Here is a 24,499-nt window from a genome sequence, read left to right as displayed (position 1 = left end):
GGGCGCCCCGGCCGGCGAGTGTCGTCCGGGGCGCCCCTTCGTCGTGCGTGCTTACGCGCTCTTCTCGTGGCGGCCGTTGCCCTCGTCCTTGACGATGCGCGGGACCAGGGTCGGGTTGACGTTGTTGTGGACGACGTCCTCCGTGATGACCACGCGGGCCACGTCCTTGCGGGAGGGGACCTCGTACATCACCGACATCAGCACCTCCTCCATGATCGCGCGGAGGCCGCGGGCGCCGGTGCCGCGGAGGATGGCCTGGTCGGCGATGGCCTCCAGGGCCGGGCGGTCGAAGTCCAGCTCCACGCCGTCGAGTTCGAAGAGGCGCTGGTACTGCTTCACCAGCGCGTTGCGCGGCTCGACCAGGATCTTGAGGAGGGCCTCGCGGTCCAGGTTGTGGACCGAGGTGATCACCGGGAGGCGGCCGATGAACTCGGGGATCATGCCGAACTTGACCAGGTCCTCCGGCATGACCTCCTGGAACTGGTCGCTCGCCTCGATCTCGCGCTTGGAGCGGATCGTCGCGCCGAAGCCGATGCCCTTGGCACCCGCGCGGGACTCGATGATCTTCTCCAGACCGGCGAAGGCGCCGCCCACGATGAACAGCACGTTCGTCGTGTCGATCTGGATGAACTCCTGGTGCGGGTGCTTGCGTCCGCCCTGCGGGGGCACGGAGGCGGTGGTGCCCTCCAGGATCTTCAGCAGGGCCTGCTGGACACCCTCGCCCGAGACGTCCCGGGTGATCGACGGGTTCTCGCTCTTGCGCGCGACCTTGTCGATCTCGTCGATGTAGATGATCCCGGTCTCGGCCTTCTTGACGTCGTAGTCGGCCGCCTGGATCAGCTTCAGCAGGATGTTCTCGACGTCCTCGCCGACGTAGCCCGCCTCCGTGAGCGCCGTCGCGTCGGCGATGGCGAAGGGGACGTTCAGCATCCGGGCGAGGGTCTGCGCGAGCAGGGTCTTGCCGGAGCCCGTGGGGCCCAGCAGCAGGATGTTGGACTTCGCGAGCTCGATCGCGTCCTCGCGGCCCTGGCCGCCGCCGTTCTCGCCGGCCTGGACGCGCTTGTAGTGGTTGTAGACCGCCACCGAGAGGGCCTTCTTCGCCGGCTCCTGGCCGACGACGTAGCTCTCCAGGAACTCGTAGATCTCACGGGGCTTGGGGAGTTCCTCCCACCGCACCTCGGAGGTCTCCGCGAGCTCTTCCTCGATGATCTCGTTGCAGAGGTCGATGCACTCGTCGCAGATGTAGACCCCGGGGCCTGCGATGAGCTTCTTCACCTGCTTCTGGCTCTTTCCGCAGAACGAGCACTTGAGCAGGTCGCCGCCATCACCGATGCGTGCCACGAGGTGCTTCCCCTTCGCCTGGGAGCGGCTTGGTTCAGCCGCTCCTGGTGCCTCATATCCGACGGTACCTTGCCTGGCCCCCCGTTCGGGCCCCCCTTGGCACGGTTCACATGACCGTGGACCGTGCCAAGGGCGCCGGAACGCGTCAGGCGGCCGCTGCGGCCGTGCTCTTGCGCGTCGACACGATCTGGTCGACCAGGCCGTACGCGAGGGCGTCCTCGGCCGTGAGGATCTTGTCGCGCTCGATGTCGTCGCGGACCTTCTCGATCGGCGTGGTGGAGTGCTTGGCCAGCATCTCCTCCAGCTGCTCGCGCATGCGCAGGATTTCGTTGGCGGCGATCTCCAGGTCGGAGAGCTGCTCACGGCCGGTCTGCGAGGACGGCTGGTGGATCAGGACGCGCGCGTGCGGCAGGGCCATGCGCTTGCCCGGGGTGCCGGCGGCCAGCAGGACGGCGGCGGCGGAGGCGGCCTGGCCCATGCAGACCGTCTGGATGTCCGGCTTCACGAACTGCATCGTGTCGTAGATGGCGGTCAGCGCGGTGAACGAGCCGCCGGGGCTGTTGATGTAGATCGAGATGTCGCGGTCCGGGTCCATCGACTCCAGGCACAGCAGCTGCGCCATGACGTCGTTGGCGGAGGCGTCGTCGATCTGCACGCCGAGGAAGATCACGCGCTCCTCGAAGAGCTTCGCGTACGGGTCGTACTCGCGCACGCCCTGCGAGGTGCGCTCCACGAAGCGCGGGACGACGTAGCGGTTGTCGAGCTGCGGACCGGTGTAGAGACCGCTCGCGGAGAAGTTGCTCATATGGGTGTTCACCATCCTGGTGGCGTTCTGCGGGCTCGGGCGGTGCGGGGTGCGGACGCGGCGGACCTGGCTCAGGCGCCGGTGCCGCCGCCGCCGGGCACGCCCGAAGCGGCGGAGATGATCTCGTCGATGAGGCCGTACTCCTTGGCCTCCTCCGCGGTGAACCAGCGGTCGCGGTCGCCGTCGCGGATGATCGCCTCGACGGTCTGGCCGGAGTGCTGGGCGGTGATCTCGGCCATGCGCTTCTTCGTCCGGAGCAGGTACTCGGCCTGGATCTTGATGTCCGAGGCGGTACCGCCGAGCCCGGCGGAGCCCTGGTGCATGAGGATGTCGGTGTTCGGCAGGGCGAAGCGCTTGCCCGCGGCGCCGCCGGTCAGCAGGAACTGGCCCATCGAGGCCGCCATGCCCATACCGATGGTGACCACGTCGTTCGGGATGTACTGCATGGTGTCGTAGACCGCCATGCCGGCCGTCACCGAACCGCCGGGGCTGTTGATGTAGAGGAAGATGTCCTTGTCCGGGTCGGCGGCAAGGAGCAGCATCTGCGCCGTGATCTTGTTGGCGATGTCGTCGTCGACCTGCTGGCCGAGGAAGATGATGCGCTCGCCGAGCAGCCGGCTGTAGACCTGGTCGCCGAGGCCACCGCCGATGGACGGCTCACCGGCGACGTAAGGCATCAGATTCGTCACGTATCCACCTGCTCGTCTCTGACGGCTTCCGGCCGTCTCAGCGTCTTCGTACCGGGGGGCGGGGACTTGCCTGCCCTCGTATTCATGGACCCTAACGCGCAGGTCGGACAGAGCCATCCCGGTTCCCGAACTGTTCGCTCGGAGCGCAAGGTCCCGGCCCCCGGGCGGTCGTCGCGGCCTCCGCGGGCCCGACGCCCCTACGGAGACGGGCTCCGGGCGCCCTTCGGCGTCCGGAGCCCGTCCACGGCTGCGGGAGCGGGGACTCAGCCCTCGTTCTTCTTCTCGGCGGCCTCGGCGGCCTCGTCGGCGTCGGCGGACGCCTCGGCGGCCTCGGCCGGCGCGGTCTCGTCCTCGTCGTCGTCCAGGTCGACGGTCTCGCCGTTGGTGTCGGTGACCTTGGCGGCCTCGACGACCACGGCCAGCGCCTTGCCGCGGGCGACCTCGCCGACGAGCATCGGCACCTGGCCGCCCTCGACGACGGCCTGGGCGAACTGGTCGGGGCTCATGCCGGAGGAGGCCGCACGGCGCATGAGGTGCTCGGTGAGCTCCTCCTGGTTGACGTTCAGCTTCTCCTTGTTGACCAGCTCGTCCAGGATGAACTGGGTCTTGATGCCCTTGACCGCCTGCTCGCGGGTCTCCTCGTCGAACTCCTCGGCCGTCTTGCCCTGGATCTCCAGGTACTTGGCGAGGTCCAGGCCCATCTGGCCGAGCTGGTGGTGCTCCAGGTTGTGCTTGCGGGTGTTGATCTCGTCCTCGAGGAGCTTCTCGGGGATCGGGACCTCCGCCAGCTTCAGCAGCTCGTCGAGGACGCGCTCCTGGGCCTGGGTGGCCTGGTCGTACTGCTTCATGTTCTCAAGTCGCTTGCGGCTGTCGGCCTTCAGCTCCTCAAGGGTGTCGAACTCGGAGGCGAGCTGGGCGAAGTCGTCGTCCAGCTCGGGGAGCTCGCGGGCGGCGACGGCGGTGACCTTGACGGTGACCTCGGCGTCCTTGCCCTCGGCGGAACCGCCCTTGAGCTGCGAGGTGAAGGTGGCCTCGCCGCCGGCCTCCAGGCCGGTCACGGCCTCGTCGACGCCGTCGAGCAGCTCGCCCGAACCGATCGTGTAGGAGACGCCGTTGGCGACGCCGTCGGGCAGCACCTCGCCGTCGACCTTGGCCTCCAGGTCGATGGTGACGACGTCGCCGTCGGCGGCGGCGCGCTCGACCGGGTTCGTCGAGGCGAAGCGCTCACGGAGCTGCTCGACGGACTTCTCGACGTCCTCGTCGGTGACCTCGACGGCGTCGACGGTGACCTCGATGCCGGAGTAGTCCGGGATCTCGATGGCGGGGCGGACGTCGACCTCGGCGGTGAAGTTCAGCGTCTCGCCGTCCTTCAGCTCCGTGATGTCCACCTCGGGCTGGCCGAGCGGGTTGATCTCCGCCTCGTTGACCGCCTCGGTGTAGAACTTCGGAAGCGCGTCGTTGACGGCCTCCTCCAGCACAGCACCGCGGCCGAACCGCTGGTCGATGACCCGGGCAGGGATCTTGCCCTTGCGGAAGCCCTTCACCGTGACCTGCTGGTTGATCTTCTTGTACGCCGCGTCGAGGCTGTCCTTGAGCTCCTCGAAGGGCACCTCGACAGTGAGCCGAACCCGGGTCGGGTTCAGGGTCTCCACGGCGCTCTTCACGGTTCGGTCTCCTTGGTGGCTGACATCTAGGGGTTCTGCCGACGCCCCGAACGGGCGTTTCAGCGGATCGGGCCCGGCACATCAGACACACGGGCACGCAGCTTGCATAGTAACGGCAAGCAGGAGGACCCTCACAACGCGATCTTGCCCGCCGTGACACGGCTCCGGAGACCCGCGCGGACGGCGCGGTGCGATCTTGCTGGTCGGGGTGGCCGGATTCGAACCGACGACCTTCCGCTCCCAAAGCGGACGCGCTACCAAGCTGCGCCACACCCCGTCGGTGCGAACCGTAGGGTACATGCCGCGAGGCCCCGGTCAGGCGTGATTTCGGCGCGATTTCGCGGAGGCCGGGGCGGGGTGTGCGCCGGGCCTCGGCGAGACGCTACGATGCTGTGCGTGCCGGGCGGTCGCCGCACCGGCAGTTCTCCACGCGGGCGTAGCTCAATGGTAGAGCCCTAGTCTTCCAAACTAGCTACGCGGGTTCGATTCCCGTCGCCCGCTCTCTTCCGCCCGGGGCCGGTCCGGCGCAGCACGCGCCGGACCGGCCCTGCGGCGTTCCCGGGGTCCGTCGCAGGGGAGTTGGCGCGGGGGCCTTCAGAAACTTATCTGGTTGATCGTGTCCGCCAGGGAGTTCATGAAGCGGTTGATCGACGGGGCCATGCCCGTCGACGCCAGGAAGAAGCCGAACAGGACGGCGACGACGGCCGGTCCCGGCTTGATGGAGCCGCTGCGGATCATCACCACGAGGATGACCAACAACAGCACCACCACGGACAGTGAAATGGCCACACTGATCACACCCTCGGTCGGTCCGCCTTGCCGGCCCGGGGGCACACGGCCCAGCGCGCCCCCGACGGCACCCATGGTGCCACCAACCTCCCTGCCCCTGCTGCCGGGTGACGAATCGTCGCCGGCAAGATCACGCCAGACTCGGCGGGCATGGGCGGCGGCATCCGGGGCAGCCGCGGAGCGACGGCTCCGGCGGAGTGAAATGCGAGAAGGAACACGACCCGATCGTTTCCATGCCCCCACATGTTGGTCACATGAAATTCGAAGGACGCTCGAAGAGTAATTTACGTCACGCCAAAAGCGAGGCGAATTACCCCGTTTAAGCTGTATTAAACGGTGCAAAAGGGGCAGTTCGTAGGGTTTCCTGATTCGAATGACCGCCGTGTCGCCGGTATTTTCCAAACCGAAAAAGCATGGCTAAGGTGCCTTGAATGTTCCACGCTGCGCACGGATATCAGAAGACTCCCTCACCGGAGGCTCAGGAGCCGGGCCCCGCCCCCGAACCGGGAGCCACGCACACCGCGACCGCTCTCGCGACGGCCCCGGCCGAGCGGAGGACCGGGCGGACGTCCGCCCCGCCGGCCCCCGCCGGATCGACGAAGCCCGCCGGCCGCGATCCCTACTTCGACAACGCGAAGTACCTGGCGATCGTGCTCGTGGCCGTCGCGCACGCCTGGGAGCCGGTCATGGACGGCAGCCGGGCCGCCCGTGCGCTGTACATGATCATCTACACCTTCCACATGCCGGCGTTCATCCTGATCTCCGGCTACTTCTCGCGCAGCTACCAGGGCAAGCCGCACCAGATCCGGCGGCTGCTGACCGGCATCGCCCTGCCGTACGTGGTCTTCGAGGTCGCGTACTCCCTCTTCGCCAAGTACGCGGGCGGGGACTCCGGTCAGAAGATCACCCTGCTCGACCCGTACTACCTGACCTGGTTCCTTGCGGCCCTGTTCATCTGGCGGCTCACCACCCCGCTGTGGCGCGTGGTGAAGTGGCCGCTGCCCATCGCCCTCGCCATCGCCGTCGCGGCGGCCCTGACACCCGGGATCGGCGCGGACCTCAACCTCCAGCGGGTGCTCCAGTTCCTGCCGTTCTTCGTGCTCGGCCTGTGCATGAAGCCCGAGCACTTCCGGATGCTGCGCCGCCGGGAGGTCAAGCTGCTGACCCTGCCGCTGCTGGCGGGCACCGCGCTCTTCGCCTACTGGCTCGCGCCGGACATCACGCTGCGCTGGTTCTACCGCTCCAGCGCGGTGCAGGACATCGGCACCGAGTGGTGGTCCGGGGCCCTGATCGTCCTCGGCTTCTTCGGCTGCGCGGCCGTGCTGACCGCCGCGTTCCTGGCCTGGGTGCCGAGCCGGCAGAGCTGGATGACCGCGCTGGGCGCGGGCACCATCTGCGGCTACCTGCTGCACGGCTTCGTGGTGAAGGCCTGCGACTACCTGGGCGTCTTCGCGGAGAACGACTGGCTGAGCGGCCCGATCGGCCTGGTCACCATCACCCTGGTGATGGCCGGGGTGGTCACCCTGCTCTGCACCCCGCCGGTCCGCCGGCTGATGCGGCCTGTGACGGAGCCCGACATGGCGTGGGCCTTCCGCAAGGAGGAGCCGGCGAAGGCGGGCGCGGCGCGGTAGCCCGCCGGCTCCGGGCGGCCCGCCGCCCGGAGCGCCCCTTCCGGCCCCCGGCGCCCTCGCGGCACGGGGGCCGGTGCCGTGTCCGGGCCCGCCGGCTCAGGGCCGGGGCGTGTCCAGGCCGAGGAGCCGGCGGGTGGTGGCGTACTTCTCGGTGAGCCGGGCCCGGGTCGCCTCGTCCAGGGCGGCGAGGCGGCGCGGGTCGGTGTTGTGGGCCAGGTCCGCCTCCTTGACCAGGAGGGCGCCGGGGGTGGCGAGGACGCGAGCGGTGTAGGACTCCAGGCCCTCCCCCTCCCCCTTGGTCAGCGCCAGGACCATGTCCTTGACGGACCGCGGCAGGGCGGCCCCGTCCAGCCAGGCCCGGCTGAGCCGGTCGTCCTCGACGGCGTCGTGCAGCCAGCCGGCCGCGATCTGCTCGTCGCTCCCGCCGCGTTGGCGGACCCCGTGGGCGACGGCGGCGATGTGCTCCGCGTAGGGGCGTCCCGACTTGTCCGTCTGCCCCGCGTGGGCCTCGCGGGCGATGGCCTCGATCTCGGCCAGGCTCAGATAATCCGGCATGGGCCGACTCTACGGCCCCTGACCTGCCGCGCCCGTGGGTGCGCGCCCCGACGCGCGCACAGGCCGGGGCGGACGCGCGCGTAGGCCGGGGCGGGTGGGGTGTCAAGCGCGTCAATGGGTGTCAGCACTCATTGTTGCCATATAAATCCTTTGGCAAACTAATCATTGACGCTTTCTTGACACTCCCCTGACCTCACCAGAGTCCCCTGACTCCCCCGACATCCGGAGGACGGCCATCGGACACGCAGACACCCTCATCGCGATGGGCGGGGCCTTCCTGGCCGCCGCCGTCATCGCGCGGCTCGGCGGCCGCATCGGCCTGCCGACCATCCCCCTGTTCATCGTCGCCGGAATCCTGCTCGGCCCGCACACCCCCGGCGTGGTCCTCGTCTCCGACCCGCACGAGCTGGAGATGCTCTCCGCGCTCGGGCTGGTGCTGCTGCTCTTCTATCTGGGTCTCGAGTTCCACATCGACGACCTCAAGGCCGGCGGCCGCAAGATGGCCCTGGCCGGCGGGGCGTACCTGGTGCTCAACGTCGGCGCCGGACTCGCCTTCGGCTTCGCGCTCGGCTGGGGCACCTCGGAGGCCCTGGTCCTCGCCGGTGTCCTCGGCATCTCCTCGTCGGCGATCGTCACCAAGGTCCTCGTCGACCTGGGGCGGCTCGGCAATCCCGAGACCCGGCCGATCCTCGGCATCATCGTGGTCGAGGACATCTTCCTCGCCCTCTACCTCGCCGCCCTCCAGCCGATCCTCTCCGGCGCCGACAGCTTCGGCGCGGCCGTGGTGGACGGCGGCAAGGCCTTCGCCTTCCTGCTGCTGCTGGCCCTCGCGGCCCGGTTCGGCACGGCCGTCGTCGGGCGGCTGTTCGCCACCCGGGACGACGAGCTGCTGGTCATCTCCTTCCTCGGCGCCGCCGTCTTCGTGGCCGGGGTCTCCGAGTGGTTCGGCGTCGCCGACGCCATCGGCGCGTTCATGGTCGGTCTGATGCTCGGCAGCACCTCGTCGGGCGAAAGGATTCGGCAGCTGGTGCACCCGCTCCGGGACGCCTTCGGTGCCATCTTCTTCTTCGCCTTCGGCCTCTCCATCGACCCGGGCGACCTCCCGGTCGTCATCTGGCCGGTGCTCGCCGCCGTGGTGCTCACCCTGGTGATGAACGTGGTCGCCGGCCTCGCCGCCGGACGGCTCTACCGGTTCGGACCGCAGGAGTCGTCCAACGTCGCCACCACCCTGCTCGCCCGCGGCGAGTTCGCGCTGATCCTCGCCACGATGGCGGCCGCCGCCGGGCTGGACTCGCGCCTCTCCCCGTTCATCGCGAGCTATGTCCTGCTGCTCGCCGTCCTCGGCCCGCTGGCCGCCGGACGCTCGCACTGGCTGGCGCGCGTCCTGCCCGGCGGCCGGAAGAAGGACCCGGGCGACGGCCCGCCCCCCGAGGGCGGACGGACGACCGGGGAGGAGGAGCCGGCCCTCACCCCTGGCGGCACAGCAGCAGCAGCGCCCGGTCGTCGTTGACGTCCTTGGCCACCGCCTCGATGAGGTGCCAGGCGGCGCCCTCGAACCCGGCGGCCACATAGCGGTCGGCCTCACCCGTCAGCCGGTCGATGCCCTCGGCGATGTCCCGGCCGGACGCCTCCACCAGGCCGTCCGTGAACAGCATCAGCACGTCGCCGGGGCGCAGGGAACCCTTCACCGGGTCGAACTGCGCCCCGTCGTACACCCCGAGGAGCGGCCCCTCGGCGGCCTTCTCCTCCCAGCGGCCGGTCCCCGCGTGGAGCTGGAGGGCGGGCAGATGGCCCGCGGAGAGCAGCTCGTAGTCGCCCGAGTCCAGGTCCAGGACCAGGTGGATCGAGGTGGCGAAGCCCTCGTCCCAGTCCTGGCGCAGCAGATAGCCGTTGGCCGCGGGCAGGAAGCCGTGCGGCGGCAGGGAGCCGAGCAGTCCGCCGAACGCGCCGGAGAGGAGCAGGGCCCGGGAGGCCGCGTCCATCCCCTTGCCGGAGACGTCGGTGAGGACGATCTCCAGGGTGCGGCCGCCGTTGGTGCGGGCCGCGACGACGAAGTCCCCGGAGAAGGACTGCCCGCCGGCCGGCCGCAGCGCCATCTCCCGGTGCCAGGCCTGCGGCAGCCTCGGCAGGGCGCTCTGCACCCGGATGCGCTCGCGCAGGTCGAAGAGCATGGTGCCGCCACGGCGCCAGGGCACGCCGACCCGGGCCCGGAACTGCGCGATGAGCAGCCCGAAGAAGCCGCAGGCGGCGACGGTGAGGACGGTGCCGGGGGTGACCCGGGCCGGGCCCTCGGTGTACGGGCCGAGGACGGTGGACTCCACGATCAGGCCCGCCGCGGCCGCCGCGTACAGCCCCAGCAGGCTCGCGGGGCGCAGCACCAGGCCGCCCGCGACGATGGGCAGGACCAGGGCGACCGGGGAGCACCAGACCGGGTTGGTGACGGTGCCCCAGACCAGGGCCGGGACGGTCAGCAGCAGCCCGGCGAGGGCCAGGCGGTCGGAGCCGCCGCCGCGGAAGTAGTCGACGGCGGAACGGCGCAGCCCGGTGCGGACCCGGTGCACGGCCTTCCGCGTCCGGGCCCCGAACGAGTCTGCTGCCGAGCCTCGGGCCATCGGGTGGACCCTATCCACCCGCCCGGCTCCCGTGGAGGGGTACCCCGCGACTATGCGTTCGAAATACGGTCGCAGCTGTCCGCGGGGTCCTGGTAGGGATGGGCACATGACGACTGAGCTGCGCATTCTCGACCCCTCCGACTGGGATCTCTGGTACACCGGCCTGGAACGGGCCTTCGGCGGGGTCGGGGAGGCGCCGGAGGAACGCCGGCTGTGGCAGGACCTGACCGAGGCGGAACGTTCCCTCGGCGCCTGGGACGGCGACGTGTGCGTGGGCACGGCCGGGGCCTTCTCGTTCCGGATGTCGGTACCGGGCGGGTCCGTGGTGCCCACGGCGGGCGTGACGATGGTGAGCGTGGCCGCGACCCACCGCAGGCGCGGGATTCTCACCGCGATGATGCGCCGTCAGCTCGACGACGTACGGGCCCTCGGCGAGCCGCTGGCGGTGTTGACCGCCTCCGAGCCGGCGATCTACGGCCGCTTCGGCTACGGGATCGCCAGCCACCAGATGTCCGTCGCCGTCGACTCCACCCGGGTGCGGATCGCGCTGCCGCCGGGCGCGGAGGACGTGCGGCTGCGCTTCGCGGAGGTCGGTGAGGCGGCCGAGGCGTGCGAACGCGTCTACCGGTCGACGCTGGACTCCCGGCCCGGCATGCCGCGGCGCTCCCCCGGCTGGGAGCGGCTGCCGCTGCTCGACCCGCCCTCGGAGCGGGGCGGCGGCTCCCCGCTCCAGTGCGTGGTGGCGGAACGGGCGGGCCGGGTGGTGGGCTTCGCGCGCTTCCACAACAAGCCGGACTGGTCGGCGACCGGGCCGCAGGGCACGATCTCGCTCCGGGACATCGCCGCCGAGGACCCGGGGGCCTACGCGGCACTCTGGGACTTCCTCTGCGGGATCGACCTCACGGTCTCGGTGCAGTCGCGCAACCGGCCGGTGGACGACCCGCTGCTGCACCTGGTCTCCGACATCCGCCGCTGCGAGGTGCGCGTCCGGGACACCCTGCACGCGCGGCCGGTGGAGGTGGGCGCGGCGCTCGCGGCCCGCACCTACCGGACGCCGGTGGACGTGGTGCTGGAGGTCTCGGACGCCTTCTGCCCCTGGAACGAGGGGCGCTGGCGGCTCTCCGGCGACGCGAAGGGGGCGTCCTGCGAGCGGACGGGCGACGCGCCGGAACTGGCGCTGTCGGTACGGGAGCTGGGCGCGGCCTACTTCGGCGGGGTGACGCTGGCGTCCCTGGCGCGGGCCGGGCGGGTGAGCGAGCTGCGCGAGGGGGCGCTGGCGGAGGCGTCGTCCGCGTTCTCCTCGGACGTGGCGCCGTGGCTGCCGCACGGGTTCTGATCCGGTTCTGATCTGGTCCCGCGCCCGCCGGCCGGGCGTGCGGCGGGCGCGGGTCAGCCGGTGGCGCGGGGCAGCCGGGCGCGGTCAGTTGGCGGGCGCCGGGCGGTGCTGGCAGTCGGGGCACCAGAAGAGGTTGCGGGCGGCCAGCGGCGCGGTGCGGATCTCCGCGCCGCAGATGTGGCAGGGCATCGCGGCCCGCCGGTAGACGTACACCTCGCCGCCGTGGTCGTCCACGCGCGGCGGGCGGCCCATGGCCTCGGGGGTGTGCTCGGGCCGGACGGTGTCGATGCGGTTGAGGCGGACGCCCTCCCGCATCAGCAGCACCAGGTCGGCCCAGATCGCGTCCCACTCGCGGCGGGTGAGGTCCCGGCCCGCGCGGTAGGGGTCGATGCCGTGCCGGAAGAGGACCTCGGCGCGGTAGACGTTGCCCACGCCCGCGACGACCTTCTGGTCCATCAGCAGGGCGGCGACGGTGGTGCGCGAGCGGGATATCCGGGCCCAGGCGAGGTCCGGGTCGGCGTCCGCGCGGAGGGGGTCCGGGCCGAGCCGGTCGTGTACCGCCTGCTTCTCGCCGTCGGTGAGCAGGGCGCAGGTGGTGGGGCCGCGCAGGTCGACCCAGGACTCGGCGTTGGCCAGGCGCAGCCGGACGGTGTCGGTGGGCGGCGGGGCGGGGGCCGCGCCGAAGGCCACCTTGCCGAAGAGGCCGAGGTGGATGTGGACCCACTCCTCACCGGCGAAGCCCAGGAAGAGGTGCTTGCCGTGGGCCTCGGTGGTCTCCAGCTCCGTGCCGTCGAGCAGCGCGGCGGAGTCGGCGAACTTGCCCTGCGGGCTGCTCACCCGCGCGGGCCGGCCGCCGAACCGTTCCCGGTAGTCGGCGGCCAGCCGGTGGATCGTGTGCCCCTCGGGCATCAGGCGGTCGGCTCCTGCGGGTGGTGGGCCGGGATCGGGGGGAGCGCGCCGGTGTTCTCGTAGGCCGAGAGCATCTCGATGCGGCGGGTGTGGCGCTCCTCGCCGGAGTAGGGGGTGCCGAGGAAGATCTCGACGAACTTCGTCGACTCCTCCAGGGAGTGCATCCGGCCGCCGATGGCGACGACGTTGGCGTTGTTGTGCTCGCGGCCGAGAGCGGCGGTCTGCTCGCTCCAGGCGAGCGCCGCGCGCACGCCCTTGACCTTGTTGGCGGCGATCTGCTCGCCGTTGCCGGAGCCGCCGATCACGATGCCCAGCGAGTCGGGGTCCGCGGCGGTCCGCTCGGCGGCGCGCAGGCAGAACGGCGGGTAGTCGTCCTGGGCGTCGTAGATGTGCGGACCGCAGTCGACGGGCTCGTGGCCGTGGGCCTTGAGCCACTCGACGAGGTGGTTCTTGAGTTCGAAGCCGGCATGGTCGGAGCCGAGGTACACGCGCATGGTCCGAGTGTGGCATGCGGGGCGGGCGCGGTCCGGCGCGGGGCCCGGCTCGGCGGGCCGCGGCCCGGGCCCGGCGCGGGGCTCCGGCACGGGGTCCGTCCGCATTCCGGTGTGAAGATCGCTCCGGGTCCGGAGTGAAGATCCGGAGTGACGAACGCAACGAAACGGATGCAGACCTTCCGCACACCGGCGTATTGGGTTTCACTTCCCCAGTTCGTAACCCGAGCGGCCCCAATGGCATAAGGATTCATGCATGACGTCGCAGATGACCCTCACAAAGGAAGGTGAGCAGCCCGAGAACCCCGGGCAGCCCTCCTCCCCCGACGGTCTCAAGGCCGGTCTCAAGAACCGCCATCTCTCCATGATCGCCATCGGCGGTGTCATCGGAGCGGGCCTCTTCGCCGGCTCCAGTTCCGGCATCGCGGCGGCGGGCCCCGCGATCCTCGTGTCGTACGCGCTCGTCGGCCTGATGGTCGTGCTGGTGATGCGGATGCTGGGCGAGATGGCCGCGGCCAACCCCAGCTCCGGCTCGTTCTCCGCGTACGCGGACCGGGCGCTCGGCCGCTGGGCGGGCTTCTCCATCGGCTGGCTGTACTGGTTCTTCTGGGTGGTCGTGCTCGCCGTCGAGGCGACGATCGCGGCCGAGATCCTGGAGGGCTGGCTCCCGTCCGTACCCCAGTGGGGCTGGGCGCTGCTGGTGATGGTCGTGCTGACGGCCACCAACCTCGCCTCCGTCGCCTCCTACGGCGAGTTCGAGTTCTGGTTCGCGGGGATCAAGGTCGTCGCGATCGGCGCGTTCGTCGTGGTCGGCGGACTGGCCGTGTTCGGCCTGCTGCCCGGCTCCGACAACCCCGGGGCGGGTCTGTCGTACCTGACCTCCGAGGGCGGCTTCTTCCCCATGGGCTACGGGGCGATCCTGACGGGCATCCTGATGGTCGTCTTCTCGTTCATGGGCAGCGAGATCGTCACCCTGGCGGCGGGCGAGTCCGCGGACCCGCAGCGGGCCGTGTCCCGCGCGACCAACAGCGTGATCTGGCGCGTGGCGGTCTTCTACCTGGGCTCGATCTTCGTGGTGCTGACGCTGCTGCCGTGGAACTCCAAGGAGATCCTGGACGACGGCTCCTACGTCGCGGCCCTGAAATCGATCGGCATCCCGCACGCCGGCGAGCTGATGAACTTCATCATCCTGACCGCGGTGCTCTCCTGCCTGAACTCCGGGCTCTACACCGCCTCCCGGATGGCGTTCTCCCTGGGTCAGCGCGGTGACGCGCCGGCCTCCTTCGCGAAGGTCAACGCGCGGGGCGTGCCGATGGCGGCGATCCTGTCGTCGGTCGCCTTCGGGTTCCTCGCGGTGTTCTTCAACTACAAGTGGCCCGACACGGTCTTCGAGTTCCTGCTGAACTCCAGCGGTGCGGTGGCGCTCTTCGTGTGGCTGGTCATCTGTGTGACGCAGCTGCGGATGCGCGGGATCATCCTGCGCGAGTCGCCGGAGAGGCTCGTCGTGCGCATGTGGCTGTTCCCGTACCTCACGTACGCGACCATCGCGATGATCTCGTTCGTGATCGTCTACATGCTCTTCGACGACAAGGGCCGCCAGCAGATGCTGCTGTCGCTGCTCGCGGCGGGTGTGGTCCTGACGGTGGGCATCGCCCGGGACCGCCACCGGCGCAGGACGGCGGACCCCGCCGCCCGCTCCGCGGGCTGATCCCGCCGGGCGCACGCCGTTCCCGCTGCCCCGGTCCGCCTCCGCGCGGACCGGGGCAGCGCTGCGTCCGGGCCGGGGCCGGGGTGCGTCCGGGCAAGGGCTCGGGGCAGCGCTGCATCCGGGCCGGGGTGCGTCCGGGCCGGGGTGCGTCCGGGCCGGGGCCCGGGGGCGGAAACGCCCCGGCCCCCGGCTCGCGCGGAGGCGGGCCGGGGGCCGGGGGGAAGCGGGGTGGTCAGGCGCGGGGGCCGGCGAGCTTCCAGGCGGTGGGGAGGGCGCCCATCGCGAGGGCCGCCTTGAGGGCGTCGCCGATGAGGAAGGGGACCAGGCCCGCGGCGACCGCCTCGCTCAGGGACATACCGGTGGCGGCGGCCAGGTACGGGACGCCGACCGCGTAGATGATCGCGGAGCCGAGGACCATCGAGCCGGCGGTGCGCAGGACCGTGCGGTCCGCGCCCCGGCGGGCGAGCGCGCCGACGACCGTCGCGGCCAGCAGCATCCCGAGGATGTAGCCGAAGGACGGCATGCCGTAGCCCGAGGCGCCCTGCGCGAACCACGGGACGCCGGCCACACCGGCGACCGCGTACAGCCCGAGGGAGAGGAAGCCCCGGCGGGCGCCGAGGGCCGTGCCCACCAGCAGCGCGGCGAAGGTCTGGCCGGACACCGGCACCGGGGAGCCGGGTACCGGCAGGGAGACCTGGGCGGCGAGCCCGGTCAGGACGGCACCGCCGACCACCAGGGCGACGTCCCGGACGCGGGACGCGGGGACCAGATCGGCCAGGACCAGGCCGGATCGGACGGGGGCGGCAGCAGTGCTCATCGGGGACTCCGCGAAGTGAGGGACGGGGAAGGAGCGGGACACGGCGACCGTAGCCCAGCGGAACCAACCGGATCACCATCAGCCGTCCACAAAGCACGCGTTGGCACCTTGGTGGGGATCACACAAAGCGAGCCCCCGGCACAGACGGTGGGGTGACGCTCGTCACTGAGGTCCTGGCCGTGCAGCGCGTTTTGCGCCCGGGGACGGTACTCGGCGAGACTGTAGGGACCCCATAACTCCACTTGAGCCGGCCGAGAGTACTCCACACCATGCGCGACGCCCCGCCCCCGCCCGCGACCACCGGGGCGGCGCCCCCCGACAGCGGGGAGCCCCTCGAACACGGGCTGAAGCAGCGGCATCTGACGATGCTGGGGCTCGGCGGTGTGATCGGCGCCGGGCTGTTCGTCGGCTCCGGCGCCGGGATCTCCCTCGCCGGCCCCGGCATCGTCGTCTCGTATCTGATCGCGGGCACCCTCGCGATGCTGGTGATGCGGATGCTCGGCGAGATGTCCGCCGCGATGCCGGCCTCCGGCTCCTTCTCCGTGCACGCCGAGCGCGCCCTCGGCCGCTGGGCGGGCTTCAGCGTCGGCTGGCTCTACTGGTTCCTGCTGGTGGTCGTGCTCGCCGCCGAGGCGACGGCCGCCGCGGCCATCGCCCACGGCTGGGCGCCGGCCGTACCGCAGTGGGGCTGGGTGCTGGTGTTCATGCTGGTCTTCACCGCGGCCAACCTGGCGGCGGTGAAGAACTTCGGCGAGTTCGAGTTCTGGTTCGCCTCCCTCAAGGTCGGCGCTCTCGTCCTCTTCCTGCTCCTCGGCACCCTCGCCGTCTTCGGCGTGCTGCCCGACACCGAGCCCGTGGGGCTGTCCCACCTCACCGGCGACGGCGGCTTCCTGCCCAACGGCTGGTCCGGGGTGGTCTCCGGGGTACTGGTGGTGGTGTTCGCGTTCGGCGGCCTGGAGGTCGTCACCATCGCCGCAGCCGAGACCGCCGACCCGGCGCGGGCCGTGGCGCGGGCGGTCCGCAGCGCCGTGGTGCGCATCCTCTTCTTCTACGTCGGCTCGATGCTGGTGATCGTGACCGTCCTGCCGTGGACGGTGCAGAAGGCCGGTCTCAGCCCCTTCGTCACCGTGCTCGACGGCATCGGGATCCCGGGCGCCGGGCGGATCATGGAGATCGTCGTCTTCGTGGCGCTGCTCTCCGCCCTCAACGCCAATCTCTACGGCTCCTCCCGGATGGTCTTCTCCCTCGCCGAACGCGGCGAGGGACCCCGGGCACTGCTCACCGTCTCGAAGGGCGGCGTGCCCCGCCGGGCGGTGCTGGCCTCGGTCGCCTTCGGGTTCGTATCGGTGCTGCTCAACCTGGCGTGGCCCGAGACGGTGTTCCTTTACATGCTCAACTCGGTCGGCGCGGTGCTGCTGTTCGTCTGGGCGCTGGTGGCCCTCTCGCAGCTGCGGCTGCGGCGGCGCATCGAGCTGGAGGCGCCCGAGGCGCTCACCCTGCGGATGTGGCTCTTCCCCTGGCTGACCGTGGCCGCGCTGGTGGCGATGGCCGCGGTGCTGGTCCTGATGCTGCTGGACAACGCCGCCCGCACCCAGGTGCTGTGGTCCGCGGGCGCGACGGCGCTGGTGCTGCTGGTCGCGGGTGCGCGGGAGGTCCTGGAGCGGCGACGGGCGCGCGGCTGAACCAGGTGCCCGGTGGCCGCGTGGTGGCGTTGTGTGAACATCGTGACCGTATAGCGGACATACGTTCCCGGGGACCGGACAGCCCGTCCAGACTGTCGGCTGCTCCCCGCCCCCGTCAGTGAAACAGGGCCGCTCATGTCACTGTCCCCGCCCGCCGCTCCGCCGCCCCCGTCGTCGCCCACCGAACGGCAGCAGGACACCGCCGCGCTCTCGCACGGCCTCAAGCAGCGCCATCTCTCGATGATCGCCCTGGGCGGCGTGATCGGCGCCGGGCTCTTCGTGGGCTCCGGTACGGCCATCGCCGCGGCGGGCCCGTCCATCGTGCTCGCCTACGTCCTCTCCGGTGTGCTGGTCATGCTGGTGATGCGGATGCTCGGCGAGATGTCGGCGGCGAACCCGGCCTCGGGGTCCTTCTCCGTGCACGCCGAGCGGGCCCTCGGCCCCTGGGCGGGCTTCACCGCGGGCTGGGCGTTCTGGTTCCTGCTGTGCGTGGCGGTCGGGCTGGAGGCCATCGGCGCGGCGGAGATCATGACCGGCTGGTTCCCCGGCACCCCCGGCTGGGCCTGGGTGGCGCTGTTCATGGTGGTCTTCTGCGGCACCAACCTGGCGGCCGTGAAGAACTTCGGCGAGTTCGAGTTCTGGTTCGCCGCCCTCAAGGTCGCCGCGATCGTGATCTTCCTCGCGATCGGCGTACTGGCGATCACCGGACTGCTGCCCGGCACCGAGTCCCCCGGCACCGACAACCTCACCGGGGAGGGCGGCTTCCTGCCCAACGGCTACGAGGGCTTCGTCGTCGGCCTGCTCGCCTCGGTCTTCGCGTACGGCGGCCTGGAGACGGTCACCATCGCGGCCGCCGAGTCCGAGCACCCGGTGCAGGGGGTCGCCAAGGCGGTGCGCACCGCGATGTGGCGGATCGCCGTCTTCTACATCGGCTCCATGGCGGTCATCGTCGCCCTGGTGCCGTGGAACGACCCGGCCGTCAAGGGCGGCCCCTATGTCGCGACCCTGGACCACCTGGGCATCCCGGCGGCCGGCGAGATCATGAACGTGGTCGTGCTGATCGCCCTGCTCTCCGCGATGAACGCCAACATCTACGGCGCCTCCCGGATGGCCCGCTCCCTCGTCGCCCGCCGGCAGGGGCCGTCCTGGCTCGGGCGGGTCTTCGGCGGGGTGCCGCGCCCGGCGGTGCTGGCGTCCTCGGTGATCGGCTTCTGCTGTGTGCTGCTCAGCTACTGGCGGCCGGACGACATCTTCGCCTGGCTCCTCAACACCATCGGCGCGATCATCCTGGTGGTCTGGTTCTTCATCACCGTCTCCCAGCTGGTGCTGCGCCGCCGCACCGAACGCGAGGCGCCCGAGACCCTGGTCGTGCGGATGTGGCTCTACCCGTGGCTGAGCATCGCGGCGCTGCTCGGGATGGCGACGGTGTTCGTCCTGATGCTGGGCGAGCCGGACACCCGCAACCAGCTCCTCGCCACGGGGGTGCTCACCCTGGCACTCGCCGCGACGGGCTACGCCCTCCAGCGGCGGCGCGCGGCAGCCGGGACGAACGACGAGGTCAGCAGGGCAGGTTGAGCCCGAGCAGCGCCGGACGGCTCCCGTCCGGCGCCAGCCGCAGCTCGGTCAGCGCGGTGTTGCGCAACTGCGGGAAGACCCTGCGGTAGTCGGCGAGCGGGATGCCGAGCAATTCGCAGAGGACCAGCCGCAGCAGGGTGTTGTGGGCGACCACCAGGACCCGCTGCCCCTCGTGCGCGCCGGCGATCCGGCGCAGCGCACCGGACCCCCGGGCCGCCGCGGCCCGGGGGTCCTCCGCGCCCGGGAACGGATGGGCGGCCGGGTCCGCGCGGAACGCCTCGGCCGCCGCCGGGTCCTCGGCGGCGAACTCGGCGAGGGTGCGGCCCTCGACCACCCCGAAGTCGCATTCGCGCAGCTCGTGTTCGCGGTGCGGCTCCAGCCCGAGGACCCGGCAGGCGGGCGCGGCCGTCGCGATGGCGCGCGGCACGGTGGAGGTCCAGATCGCGTCCACCGGCTCGGCGTGCGCCCAGGCGCCGAGCCGTTCGGCCTGCCTCCGGCCCTCGTCGGTGAGAGCGACGTCGCTGACGCCCGCGTAGCGGTTCTCGGCGTGCCAGACGGTCTGGCCGTGGCGGGCGAGGAGCAGGGTCGCGGTCATGGGGTCCCTTCGGGGGTGGCGGGGTGGTGGCCGGGGCGGCGTGATTCCGGGCGGGGGGCTCGTGTCACCCGGCGGTCCCGCGCGTACGGGTCCGGGCCCGGGCGTGGGCGGCGACCGGTTCCGGGAGCCAGCCCCTGCGCGCGAGTTCGTCCACCAGCCGCAGATACGGGCCGTCCCAGCGTGCCGTGCCGCCGCCCGGCCGGACCGTGGTGCGCAGCCGCACCATCCGGGACGCGGCCCCGCTCAGCGACTCCGCCCCGCCCGCGCCGTACGCGGCCAGGACCGCCATACCGAGGGCGGGTTCGGCGGATTCCGGGACACGGAGCTCACGGCCGAGGACCTCCGCCCGCAGCCGGGTCCAGTACGCGCTGCGCACCGCGCCGCCGGTGACGGTGAGCGGCCCGTCGACGGCCGCGCCGAGGTGGTCCAGGTAGTCCAGGCAGAGGCGTTCCACCAGGGCGACGCCCTGGAGCAGGGCGGCCCAGTGCTCCGCGTCCGACTCCGGGGAGCCCAGCAGGAAGGCGGTGGCCTCGGGGCCGGTGAACGGGAACCGCTCGCCCCGGCCGACCAGGGGGTACGCGAGGGTGGCGGCGGGTTCATGGGCGGCGGCGAGGGCGTCCATCCGGGCCGGGTCGGCGTCCGGGAAGGCGGCCCGCAGCGCGCCGGCGCCGGTGGCGGAGGCACCGCCGGGGAGCCAGGAGCCGTCCGCCGAGAGGTGGTTGTAGACCACGTCCCCGGGATCGTGGAGGGGTGTGGCGGACACACCTTTGAGGACCAGGGTGGTGCCGAGGACCGAGTTCCAGGAGCCGGGGGTCAGGGAGCCGGAGGCGAGCTGGGCGGCGCAGCCGTCGGTGGTCCCGGCGACGACCGGGGTGCCGCGGGGGATGCCGGTGGCCGCCTCGGCGGCGGCGCAGACCTCGCCGAGGACCGAGCCGGGCGGCACGACCTCGGGCAGCGTCCCGGCGAGGTCCGCGCCCCCCGCGCCGGGGTCCGTCCCGTCCGGCTCCGCCGCTCCTTCCGCCCCGGTGAACCCGCCCGTGAACGCGCCCGCCCGCGGGTCGTAGCCCGTCTTCAGGGCGTGGCCCGAGTCCGTGGGGACCGGGTGCCCGGTCAGGCGGGTGGTGATCAGGTCGGCCTGGTGCATGATCCGCGCGCCCGGGCCTGGTGGGTACGTCCGGGCCAGCCACCGGGCCCGCCCGAGGCCCCGGCCCGGCGCGCGGCCGTCGTCGTACATCAGGGCCGGGGTGAGCGGCCGGCCCGCCGCGTCGCCGAGGAAGACCGTGCCGGAGGTGGCGCAGACGGCCAGCGCGCGCGGGGGCGGCGCGTCCGCGAGGGCCGCGCGGACCGCGGCGCACACGGCGGTCCACCAGTCCTCGGGCGACTGCTCGTGGCGGGCGCCGTCCCGCAGCCCGGTGAGCGGCGCCGAACCGCTGCCGAGGACGCGGCCCTCGTCGTCGGCGAGCAGGGCCCGTGCGCCCTGGGTGCCGAGGTCGATGCCCAGCCACATACCGGCCCCTTTCCGGAAGGTCCCGCGAAACTCCCACTCTGCACCGAGAATGGGTGCCCGCGCGTGAAGACGGCGTCCCCGACCGGACGGACGGTGGTCCCGATGACGGAACCGGCACGACACGAACCGCGCACCCCGCACGACCCGCGCCCGGCACGACACGACCCGCGCACCCCGCACACAACACGGCACGGCCCGCGCGACGCGACGCGCCGGGCGGACCGGCGAAGCCGCGAAGGCCCCGGCGGCGCGACCATCCTGGTCACCGACCGGCGGCCCGCCCCTCAGCCGCCGCCCGAAACCCGCGGCCCGGTCCGCGGCACCGAGACGGGAGAGCAGCCGTGACGAGGATCCTTGCCGCCGGTGACCACTTCGTGCGCAGCCCCCTCCTGGTCGGGGCGCTGCGCCATGCCCTCGCCGACCACCCCTTCACGGCGGACGAACTCACCCTGCCCTGGCCCCTGGAGCCCTTCGGCACGGTCGGCGAGGTCGAGGAGGCGAGCGACGCCGAGGACGCCCTGATCGAGGCCCTGCGCGGCAAGGGCCCGGGCAGCGGGGCCGAGGTGTGCGTGACCCAGATGGCCCCGTTCACCGAACGCGTCCTGGACGCGGCCCCCGACCTGCGGCTGATCGCCGTCTGCCGCGGTGGCCCGGTCAATGTGAACGCGGCCGCCGCCCGGGCCCGGGGCGTGACGGTCTGCTTCGCACCCGGCCGGAACGCCGCCGCCACCGCCGAGTTCACCGTCGGGCTGCTGCTCGCCGCGCTCCGCCGCATCCCCGAGGCCCACCGGTCGCTGGCGGACGAGGGGCGCTGGGACGCCTCGTACTACACCTACGATAAGTGCGGCCCGGAGCTGGAGGACCTGCCGGTGGGGCTGGTCGGCTACGGCGCGGTGGGCAGCCGGGTCGCCCGGGTGCTCACCGCCTTCGGCGCCGAGGTGGAGGTGTTCGACCCCTATGTGCGCGGCGATGTGCACGGCATGCGGGCGCACTCCCTGGACGCGCTGCTGACCCGTTCCCGGGTGGTGACCCTGCACGCCCGGCTGACGGCCGAGACCCAGGGGCTGATCGGCGCCCGCGAACTGGCCCTGATGCCCGAGGGGTCGGTCCTGGTGAACGCGGCGCGCGGCGGCCTGGTGGACACCGAGGCGCTGTGCGACGCGCTGGGGCAGGGACATCTGGCCGCCGCGGCCCTGGACACCTACGCGCAGGAGCCGCCCGCGCCGGGCTCCCGGCTGCTGGCCGCCCCGAACACGGTCCTCACCCCGCACCTCGGCGGCGCGAGCCGGCAGGTGGCGCACAAGGCGGCGGCGATCGCGGCCGCCGAGGTGGCCCGGTACGTCCGGGGCGAACCCCTCGTCCACGCGCTGGACTGACCGGCCGGACCCGGCCGCCCCGGACCCGCCCCGCGACCGAACCGCCCGACCGCGACCCGGACCCGGCCGGGTCCGACCCCGAGGAGAGCCGCAGCATGACCGTGTTCATCGGTGTCGACGTCGGCACCTCCGTGGTGAAGGCCGCCGCCTTCGACGAGGGCGGCCGGACGCTCGCCACCGAGTCCCGCCCGGTCGGGCTGGACATCCGCGGCGGCCGCGTCGAGCAGGACATGGACGAGGTGTACGAGGCCGTCACCGACGCCCTCGGCACCCTGACCGCCACCTGCCCCGAGGTGCGTCTGATCGGCCTCACCGGACAGGGCGACGGCGTCTGGCTGGTCGGCGCCGACGGCCGCCCGGTGCGCCCGGCGATCTCCTGGATGGACGGCCGGGCGCACGGGCTGGTCGACGAGTGGCTGGCCTCCGGGGTGTTCGAGTCCGTGTTCCGGCGCACCGGCAGCGCGGTGTTCCCCGGCTGCCCCGGCCCGGTCCTCGCCTGGCTGGAACGCCATGAGCCCGCCGCCCTGGACGCGGCGGAGACCGCCCTGTACTGCAAGGACATGGTCTTCGAACGGCTCACGGGACGGCGGGCGACCGATGTCTCGGACGCGTCCATGCCGTTCCTGGACCCCCGCACCCGCACCTGGGCGGACGAGGTGGTGGACGCCTTCGGGCTCGGCGCCCGGCGCGGGCTGCTGCCGCCCGTCGCCGACCCGCTCGCCACCGCGACCGTGGCCGGCGGGCTGCCCGGCGCCGGGACGCCGATCGCCAACGGCCCCTACGACCTGCCCGCCTGCGCGCTGGGCGCGGGGGTGACGGAGCCCGGGGACGGGCTGCTCATCGTGGGCACCTGTCTGGCCTCCCTGGTCGCCACCCGCTCCCTCGCCCTGGACGGGGAGCCGGCCGGACTGCACATCTCCACCGACCGGCCCGGCCACTGGTTGCGCGCGATGCCCGCGATGGTGGGCACCGCGGCCCTGGACTGGGTCCTCGCCACCACCGGGGTGCGCCACGCCGAGGTCGACGCGCTCCTCGCGGACACCCCGCCCGGGGCGCACGGGGTGCGGGTGCTGCCGTACTTCGCGCCGTCCGGCGAGCGGGCGCCCTTCGTCGAGCCCCGGCTGCGGGCGGAGCTGTCCGGGGTGAGCCTGGAGTCCACCCGGGGCGACCTGGTCCGGGCCACCTGCGAGGGGATCGCCTTCGCCGCCCGGCACTGCCTGGAGGCGGCCGGGCTCACCGGCTCGCTGGCGATCTGCGGCGGCGGCACCCGCTCCCCCGCGTGGATGCGGCTCTTCGCCGACGTGCTGGGGCGCGAACTGCGCGTCATGGAGGGCGAGGTGGGGGCGCGGGGCGCGGTCCTGGCGTCGGCGGCCCGGCACGGGGTGGCGCTGGACACCGCCGCGTGGACGGCGCCGAGCGGGACCGTCGCACCGGACGAGGGCCGGGCGGCCGCGTACACCAAGGCGTACGAGGACCACCTCGACCGCCTCGCCGCGGCCCGCGAACGCGCCCGCCGCGCCTGAGGGTCCTCCGCCGGAAGGCCCGCCGGGGGCACGCCCCGGCCTAGGACCAGGGGCTGATCACTCCTTCGGGCATCTGCTGCTAGCGTGCAGTTGCATAGAGTGTGCAACAAGAAAGCAGTCGGAGGGACCACCGATCATGGCCATCTACACGCTTCCTGAACTCCCGTACGACTACGCGGCGCTGGAGCCGGTGATCAATCCGCAGATCATCGAGCTGCACCACGACAAGCACCACGCCGCGTACGTCAAGGGCGCGAACGACACCCTCGAACAGCTTGAGGAGGCCCGCGACAAGGAGGCCTGGGGCTCGATCAACGGCCTGGAGAAGAACCTCGCGTTCCACCTCTCCGGCCACATCCTGCACAGCATCTACTGGAACAACATGACGGGCCCGAAGGAGGGCGGCGGCGGTGAGCCGCTGGCGGCGGACGGCGTGGGCGACCTCGCGGACGCCATCACCGAGTCCTTCGGCTCCTTCGCCAAGTTCAAGACCCAGCTCACCAAGGCGTCCGCCACCACGCAGGGCTCCGGCTGGGGCGTCCTGGCGTACGAGCCCGTCAGCGGCCGGCTGATCGTCGAGCAGGTCTACGACCACCAGGGCAACGTGGGCCAGGGCTCCGTGCCGATCCTGGTGTTCGACGCCTGGGAGCACGCCTTCTACCTGCAGTACAAGAACCAGAAGGTCGACTTCATCGAGGCCATGTGGCAGGTCGTCAACTGGCAGGACGTGGCCAAGCGCTACACCGAGGCCAAGGGCCGCACGCCGCTCATCACGCCCTGACGCCGCACGCCCCCACCAGGGGCTGAACCGCCCGGTCGCCCCGGGGCGGTGGCCCCGGGCTGCGGCTGCGGCGGCGCATCGAGCTGGAGGCGCCCGAGGCGCTCACCCTGCGG

The 24,499-nt window shown here is 72.2% G+C and carries 21 protein-coding genes and 2 tRNA genes; 10 read left to right on the top strand and 13 right to left on the bottom strand.

All coding sequences use genetic code 11. The annotated features are described in order from the left end of the window. Nucleotides 1-51: 51 nt before the first annotated feature. The 5 genes from clpX to ABZ457_RS19520 all read right to left on the bottom strand — a co-directional run bounded on the left by clpX (nucleotide 52) and on the right by ABZ457_RS19520 (nucleotide 4,776). Nucleotides 52-1,341, bottom strand: a complete 1,290-nt coding sequence (gene clpX / locus ABZ457_RS19540) for an ATP-dependent Clp protease ATP-binding subunit ClpX (RefSeq protein ID WP_018846631.1) — start codon at nucleotides 1,339-1,341, stop codon at nucleotides 52-54. A gap of 145 nt (nucleotides 1,342-1,486) precedes the next feature. Continuing rightward, a complete protein-coding gene (locus tag ABZ457_RS19535; protein WP_359158823.1) occupies nucleotides 1,487-2,161 on the bottom strand; it encodes an ATP-dependent Clp protease proteolytic subunit in 675 nt (224 codons plus the stop codon). A 56-nt stretch (nucleotides 2,162-2,217) separates the two neighbouring features. Further along, complete coding sequence (locus tag ABZ457_RS19530) at nucleotides 2,218-2,823, bottom strand: ATP-dependent Clp protease proteolytic subunit (protein WP_359158861.1); 606 nt, start codon at nucleotides 2,821-2,823, stop codon at nucleotides 2,218-2,220. A gap of 275 nt (nucleotides 2,824-3,098) precedes the next feature. Next, nucleotides 3,099-4,499 carry a trigger factor gene (gene tig / locus ABZ457_RS19525; protein WP_359158822.1) on the bottom strand — a complete coding sequence of 467 codons (1,401 nt, stop codon included), beginning with the start codon at nucleotides 4,497-4,499 and terminating at the stop codon, nucleotides 3,099-3,101. Between the two features lie 200 nt (nucleotides 4,500-4,699). Beyond that, nucleotides 4,700-4,776, bottom strand: a tRNA-Pro gene (locus ABZ457_RS19520). A 153-nt stretch (nucleotides 4,777-4,929) separates the two neighbouring features. On the opposite strand from ABZ457_RS19520, the gene ABZ457_RS19515 reads away from it, so the two are divergent. Next, nucleotides 4,930-5,000, top strand: a tRNA-Gly gene (locus ABZ457_RS19515). A 93-nt stretch (nucleotides 5,001-5,093) separates the two neighbouring features. On the opposite strand, the gene ABZ457_RS19510 is transcribed toward ABZ457_RS19515, so the two are convergent. Continuing rightward, entirely contained in the window at nucleotides 5,094-5,288 is a 195-nt protein-coding gene (locus ABZ457_RS19510) for a hypothetical protein (protein WP_359158821.1), read from the bottom strand. Nucleotides 5,289-5,719: 431 nt separating this feature from the next. On the opposite strand from ABZ457_RS19510, the gene ABZ457_RS19505 reads away from it, so the two are divergent. Continuing rightward, the gene (locus ABZ457_RS19505) at nucleotides 5,720-6,919 is read left to right on the top strand and encodes an acyltransferase family protein (protein ID WP_359158820.1); all 1,200 of its coding nucleotides are present in this window, start codon (nucleotides 5,720-5,722) and stop codon (nucleotides 6,917-6,919) included. Between the two features lie 96 nt (nucleotides 6,920-7,015). Here ABZ457_RS19505 and ABZ457_RS19500 read toward each other — a convergent pair whose 3' ends face one another. Next, a complete protein-coding gene (locus ABZ457_RS19500; RefSeq protein ID WP_359158819.1) occupies nucleotides 7,016-7,474 on the bottom strand; it encodes an HD domain-containing protein in 459 nt (152 codons plus the stop codon). Between the two features lie 262 nt (nucleotides 7,475-7,736). On the opposite strand from ABZ457_RS19500, the gene ABZ457_RS19495 reads away from it, so the two are divergent. Beyond that, complete coding sequence (locus tag ABZ457_RS19495) at nucleotides 7,737-8,984, top strand: cation:proton antiporter (protein WP_359158818.1); 1,248 nt, start codon at nucleotides 7,737-7,739, stop codon at nucleotides 8,982-8,984. Here the strand turns inward: ABZ457_RS19495 and ABZ457_RS19490 are convergent. Then, on the bottom strand, nucleotides 8,941-10,086 hold the full coding sequence (locus ABZ457_RS19490) for a PP2C family protein-serine/threonine phosphatase (RefSeq protein ID WP_359158817.1): 1,146 nt from the start codon (nucleotides 10,084-10,086) through the stop codon (nucleotides 8,941-8,943). The two genes, ABZ457_RS19495 and ABZ457_RS19490, sit on opposite strands and share 44 nt — an antisense overlap. Nucleotides 10,087-10,192: 106 nt before the next feature. Here ABZ457_RS19490 and ABZ457_RS19485 point away from each other — a divergent pair, with 106 nt between their 5' ends. After that, entirely contained in the window at nucleotides 10,193-11,422 is a 1,230-nt protein-coding gene (locus ABZ457_RS19485) for a GNAT family N-acetyltransferase (RefSeq protein ID WP_359158816.1), read from the top strand. An 84-nt stretch (nucleotides 11,423-11,506) separates the two neighbouring features. On the opposite strand, the gene ABZ457_RS19480 is transcribed toward ABZ457_RS19485, so the two are convergent. Then, nucleotides 11,507-12,331, bottom strand: a complete 825-nt coding sequence (locus ABZ457_RS19480; RefSeq protein ID WP_359158815.1) for a DNA-formamidopyrimidine glycosylase family protein — start codon at nucleotides 12,329-12,331, stop codon at nucleotides 11,507-11,509. Next, nucleotides 12,331-12,825 carry a ribose-5-phosphate isomerase gene (locus ABZ457_RS19475; protein WP_359158814.1) on the bottom strand — a complete coding sequence of 165 codons (495 nt, stop codon included), beginning with the start codon at nucleotides 12,823-12,825 and terminating at the stop codon, nucleotides 12,331-12,333. Before ABZ457_RS19475 ends, ABZ457_RS19480 begins: the two co-directional genes overlap by 1 nt. Before the next feature lie 253 nt (nucleotides 12,826-13,078). Here ABZ457_RS19475 and ABZ457_RS19470 point away from each other — a divergent pair, with 253 nt between their 5' ends. Next, complete coding sequence (locus ABZ457_RS19470) at nucleotides 13,079-14,530, top strand: amino acid permease (RefSeq protein WP_359158813.1); 1,452 nt, start codon at nucleotides 13,079-13,081, stop codon at nucleotides 14,528-14,530. Between the two features lie 232 nt (nucleotides 14,531-14,762). On the opposite strand, the gene ABZ457_RS19465 is transcribed toward ABZ457_RS19470, so the two are convergent. Further along, the gene (locus ABZ457_RS19465; RefSeq protein WP_359158812.1) at nucleotides 14,763-15,347 is read right to left on the bottom strand and encodes a biotin transporter BioY; all 585 of its coding nucleotides are present in this window, start codon (nucleotides 15,345-15,347) and stop codon (nucleotides 14,763-14,765) included. 269 nt (nucleotides 15,348-15,616) lie between these two features. Between ABZ457_RS19465 and ABZ457_RS19460 the strand changes: the two genes are divergently transcribed. Both ABZ457_RS19460 and ABZ457_RS19455 read left to right on the top strand, forming a co-directional pair. After that, nucleotides 15,617-17,029, top strand: a complete 1,413-nt coding sequence (locus ABZ457_RS19460; protein WP_359158811.1) for an amino acid permease — start codon at nucleotides 15,617-15,619, stop codon at nucleotides 17,027-17,029. Between the two features lie 135 nt (nucleotides 17,030-17,164). Beyond that, a complete protein-coding gene (locus tag ABZ457_RS19455) occupies nucleotides 17,165-18,604 on the top strand; it encodes an amino acid permease (RefSeq protein WP_359158810.1) in 1,440 nt (479 codons plus the stop codon). Here ABZ457_RS19455 and ABZ457_RS19450 read toward each other — a convergent pair. Then, on the bottom strand, nucleotides 18,588-19,199 hold the full coding sequence (locus ABZ457_RS19450; RefSeq protein WP_359158809.1) for a histidine phosphatase family protein: 612 nt from the start codon (nucleotides 19,197-19,199) through the stop codon (nucleotides 18,588-18,590). The genes ABZ457_RS19455 and ABZ457_RS19450 overlap by 17 nt on opposite strands. A gap of 64 nt (nucleotides 19,200-19,263) precedes the next feature. Then, on the bottom strand, nucleotides 19,264-20,706 hold the full coding sequence (locus tag ABZ457_RS19445) for an FGGY-family carbohydrate kinase (RefSeq protein WP_359158808.1): 1,443 nt from the start codon (nucleotides 20,704-20,706) through the stop codon (nucleotides 19,264-19,266). Between the two features lie 341 nt (nucleotides 20,707-21,047). Here ABZ457_RS19445 and ABZ457_RS19440 point away from each other — a divergent pair, with 341 nt between their 5' ends. The 3 genes from ABZ457_RS19440 to ABZ457_RS19430 all read left to right on the top strand — a co-directional run bounded on the left by ABZ457_RS19440 (nucleotide 21,048) and on the right by ABZ457_RS19430 (nucleotide 24,386). Continuing rightward, nucleotides 21,048-22,082 (top strand): 2-hydroxyacid dehydrogenase, encoded by a 1,035-nt coding sequence (locus ABZ457_RS19440; RefSeq protein ID WP_359158807.1) that lies wholly within the window; start codon nucleotides 21,048-21,050, stop codon nucleotides 22,080-22,082. A gap of 101 nt (nucleotides 22,083-22,183) precedes the next feature. Continuing rightward, nucleotides 22,184-23,605: an FGGY-family carbohydrate kinase gene (locus tag ABZ457_RS19435; protein WP_359158859.1), complete on the top strand. Its 1,422-nt coding sequence runs from the start codon at nucleotides 22,184-22,186 to the stop codon at nucleotides 23,603-23,605. A gap of 136 nt (nucleotides 23,606-23,741) precedes the next feature. Beyond that, nucleotides 23,742-24,386: a superoxide dismutase gene (locus ABZ457_RS19430; protein WP_018846613.1), complete on the top strand. Its 645-nt coding sequence runs from the start codon at nucleotides 23,742-23,744 to the stop codon at nucleotides 24,384-24,386. Nucleotides 24,387-24,499: the final 113 nt, after the last annotated feature.

The organism is Streptomyces sp. NPDC005805, assembly GCF_040630445.1.
Taxonomy (GTDB): Bacteria; Actinomycetota; Actinomycetes; order Streptomycetales; family Streptomycetaceae; genus Streptomyces.
The sequence above is the reverse complement of the archived record's forward strand: the minus strand, read 5'-3'. Positions and strand labels throughout refer to the sequence as shown.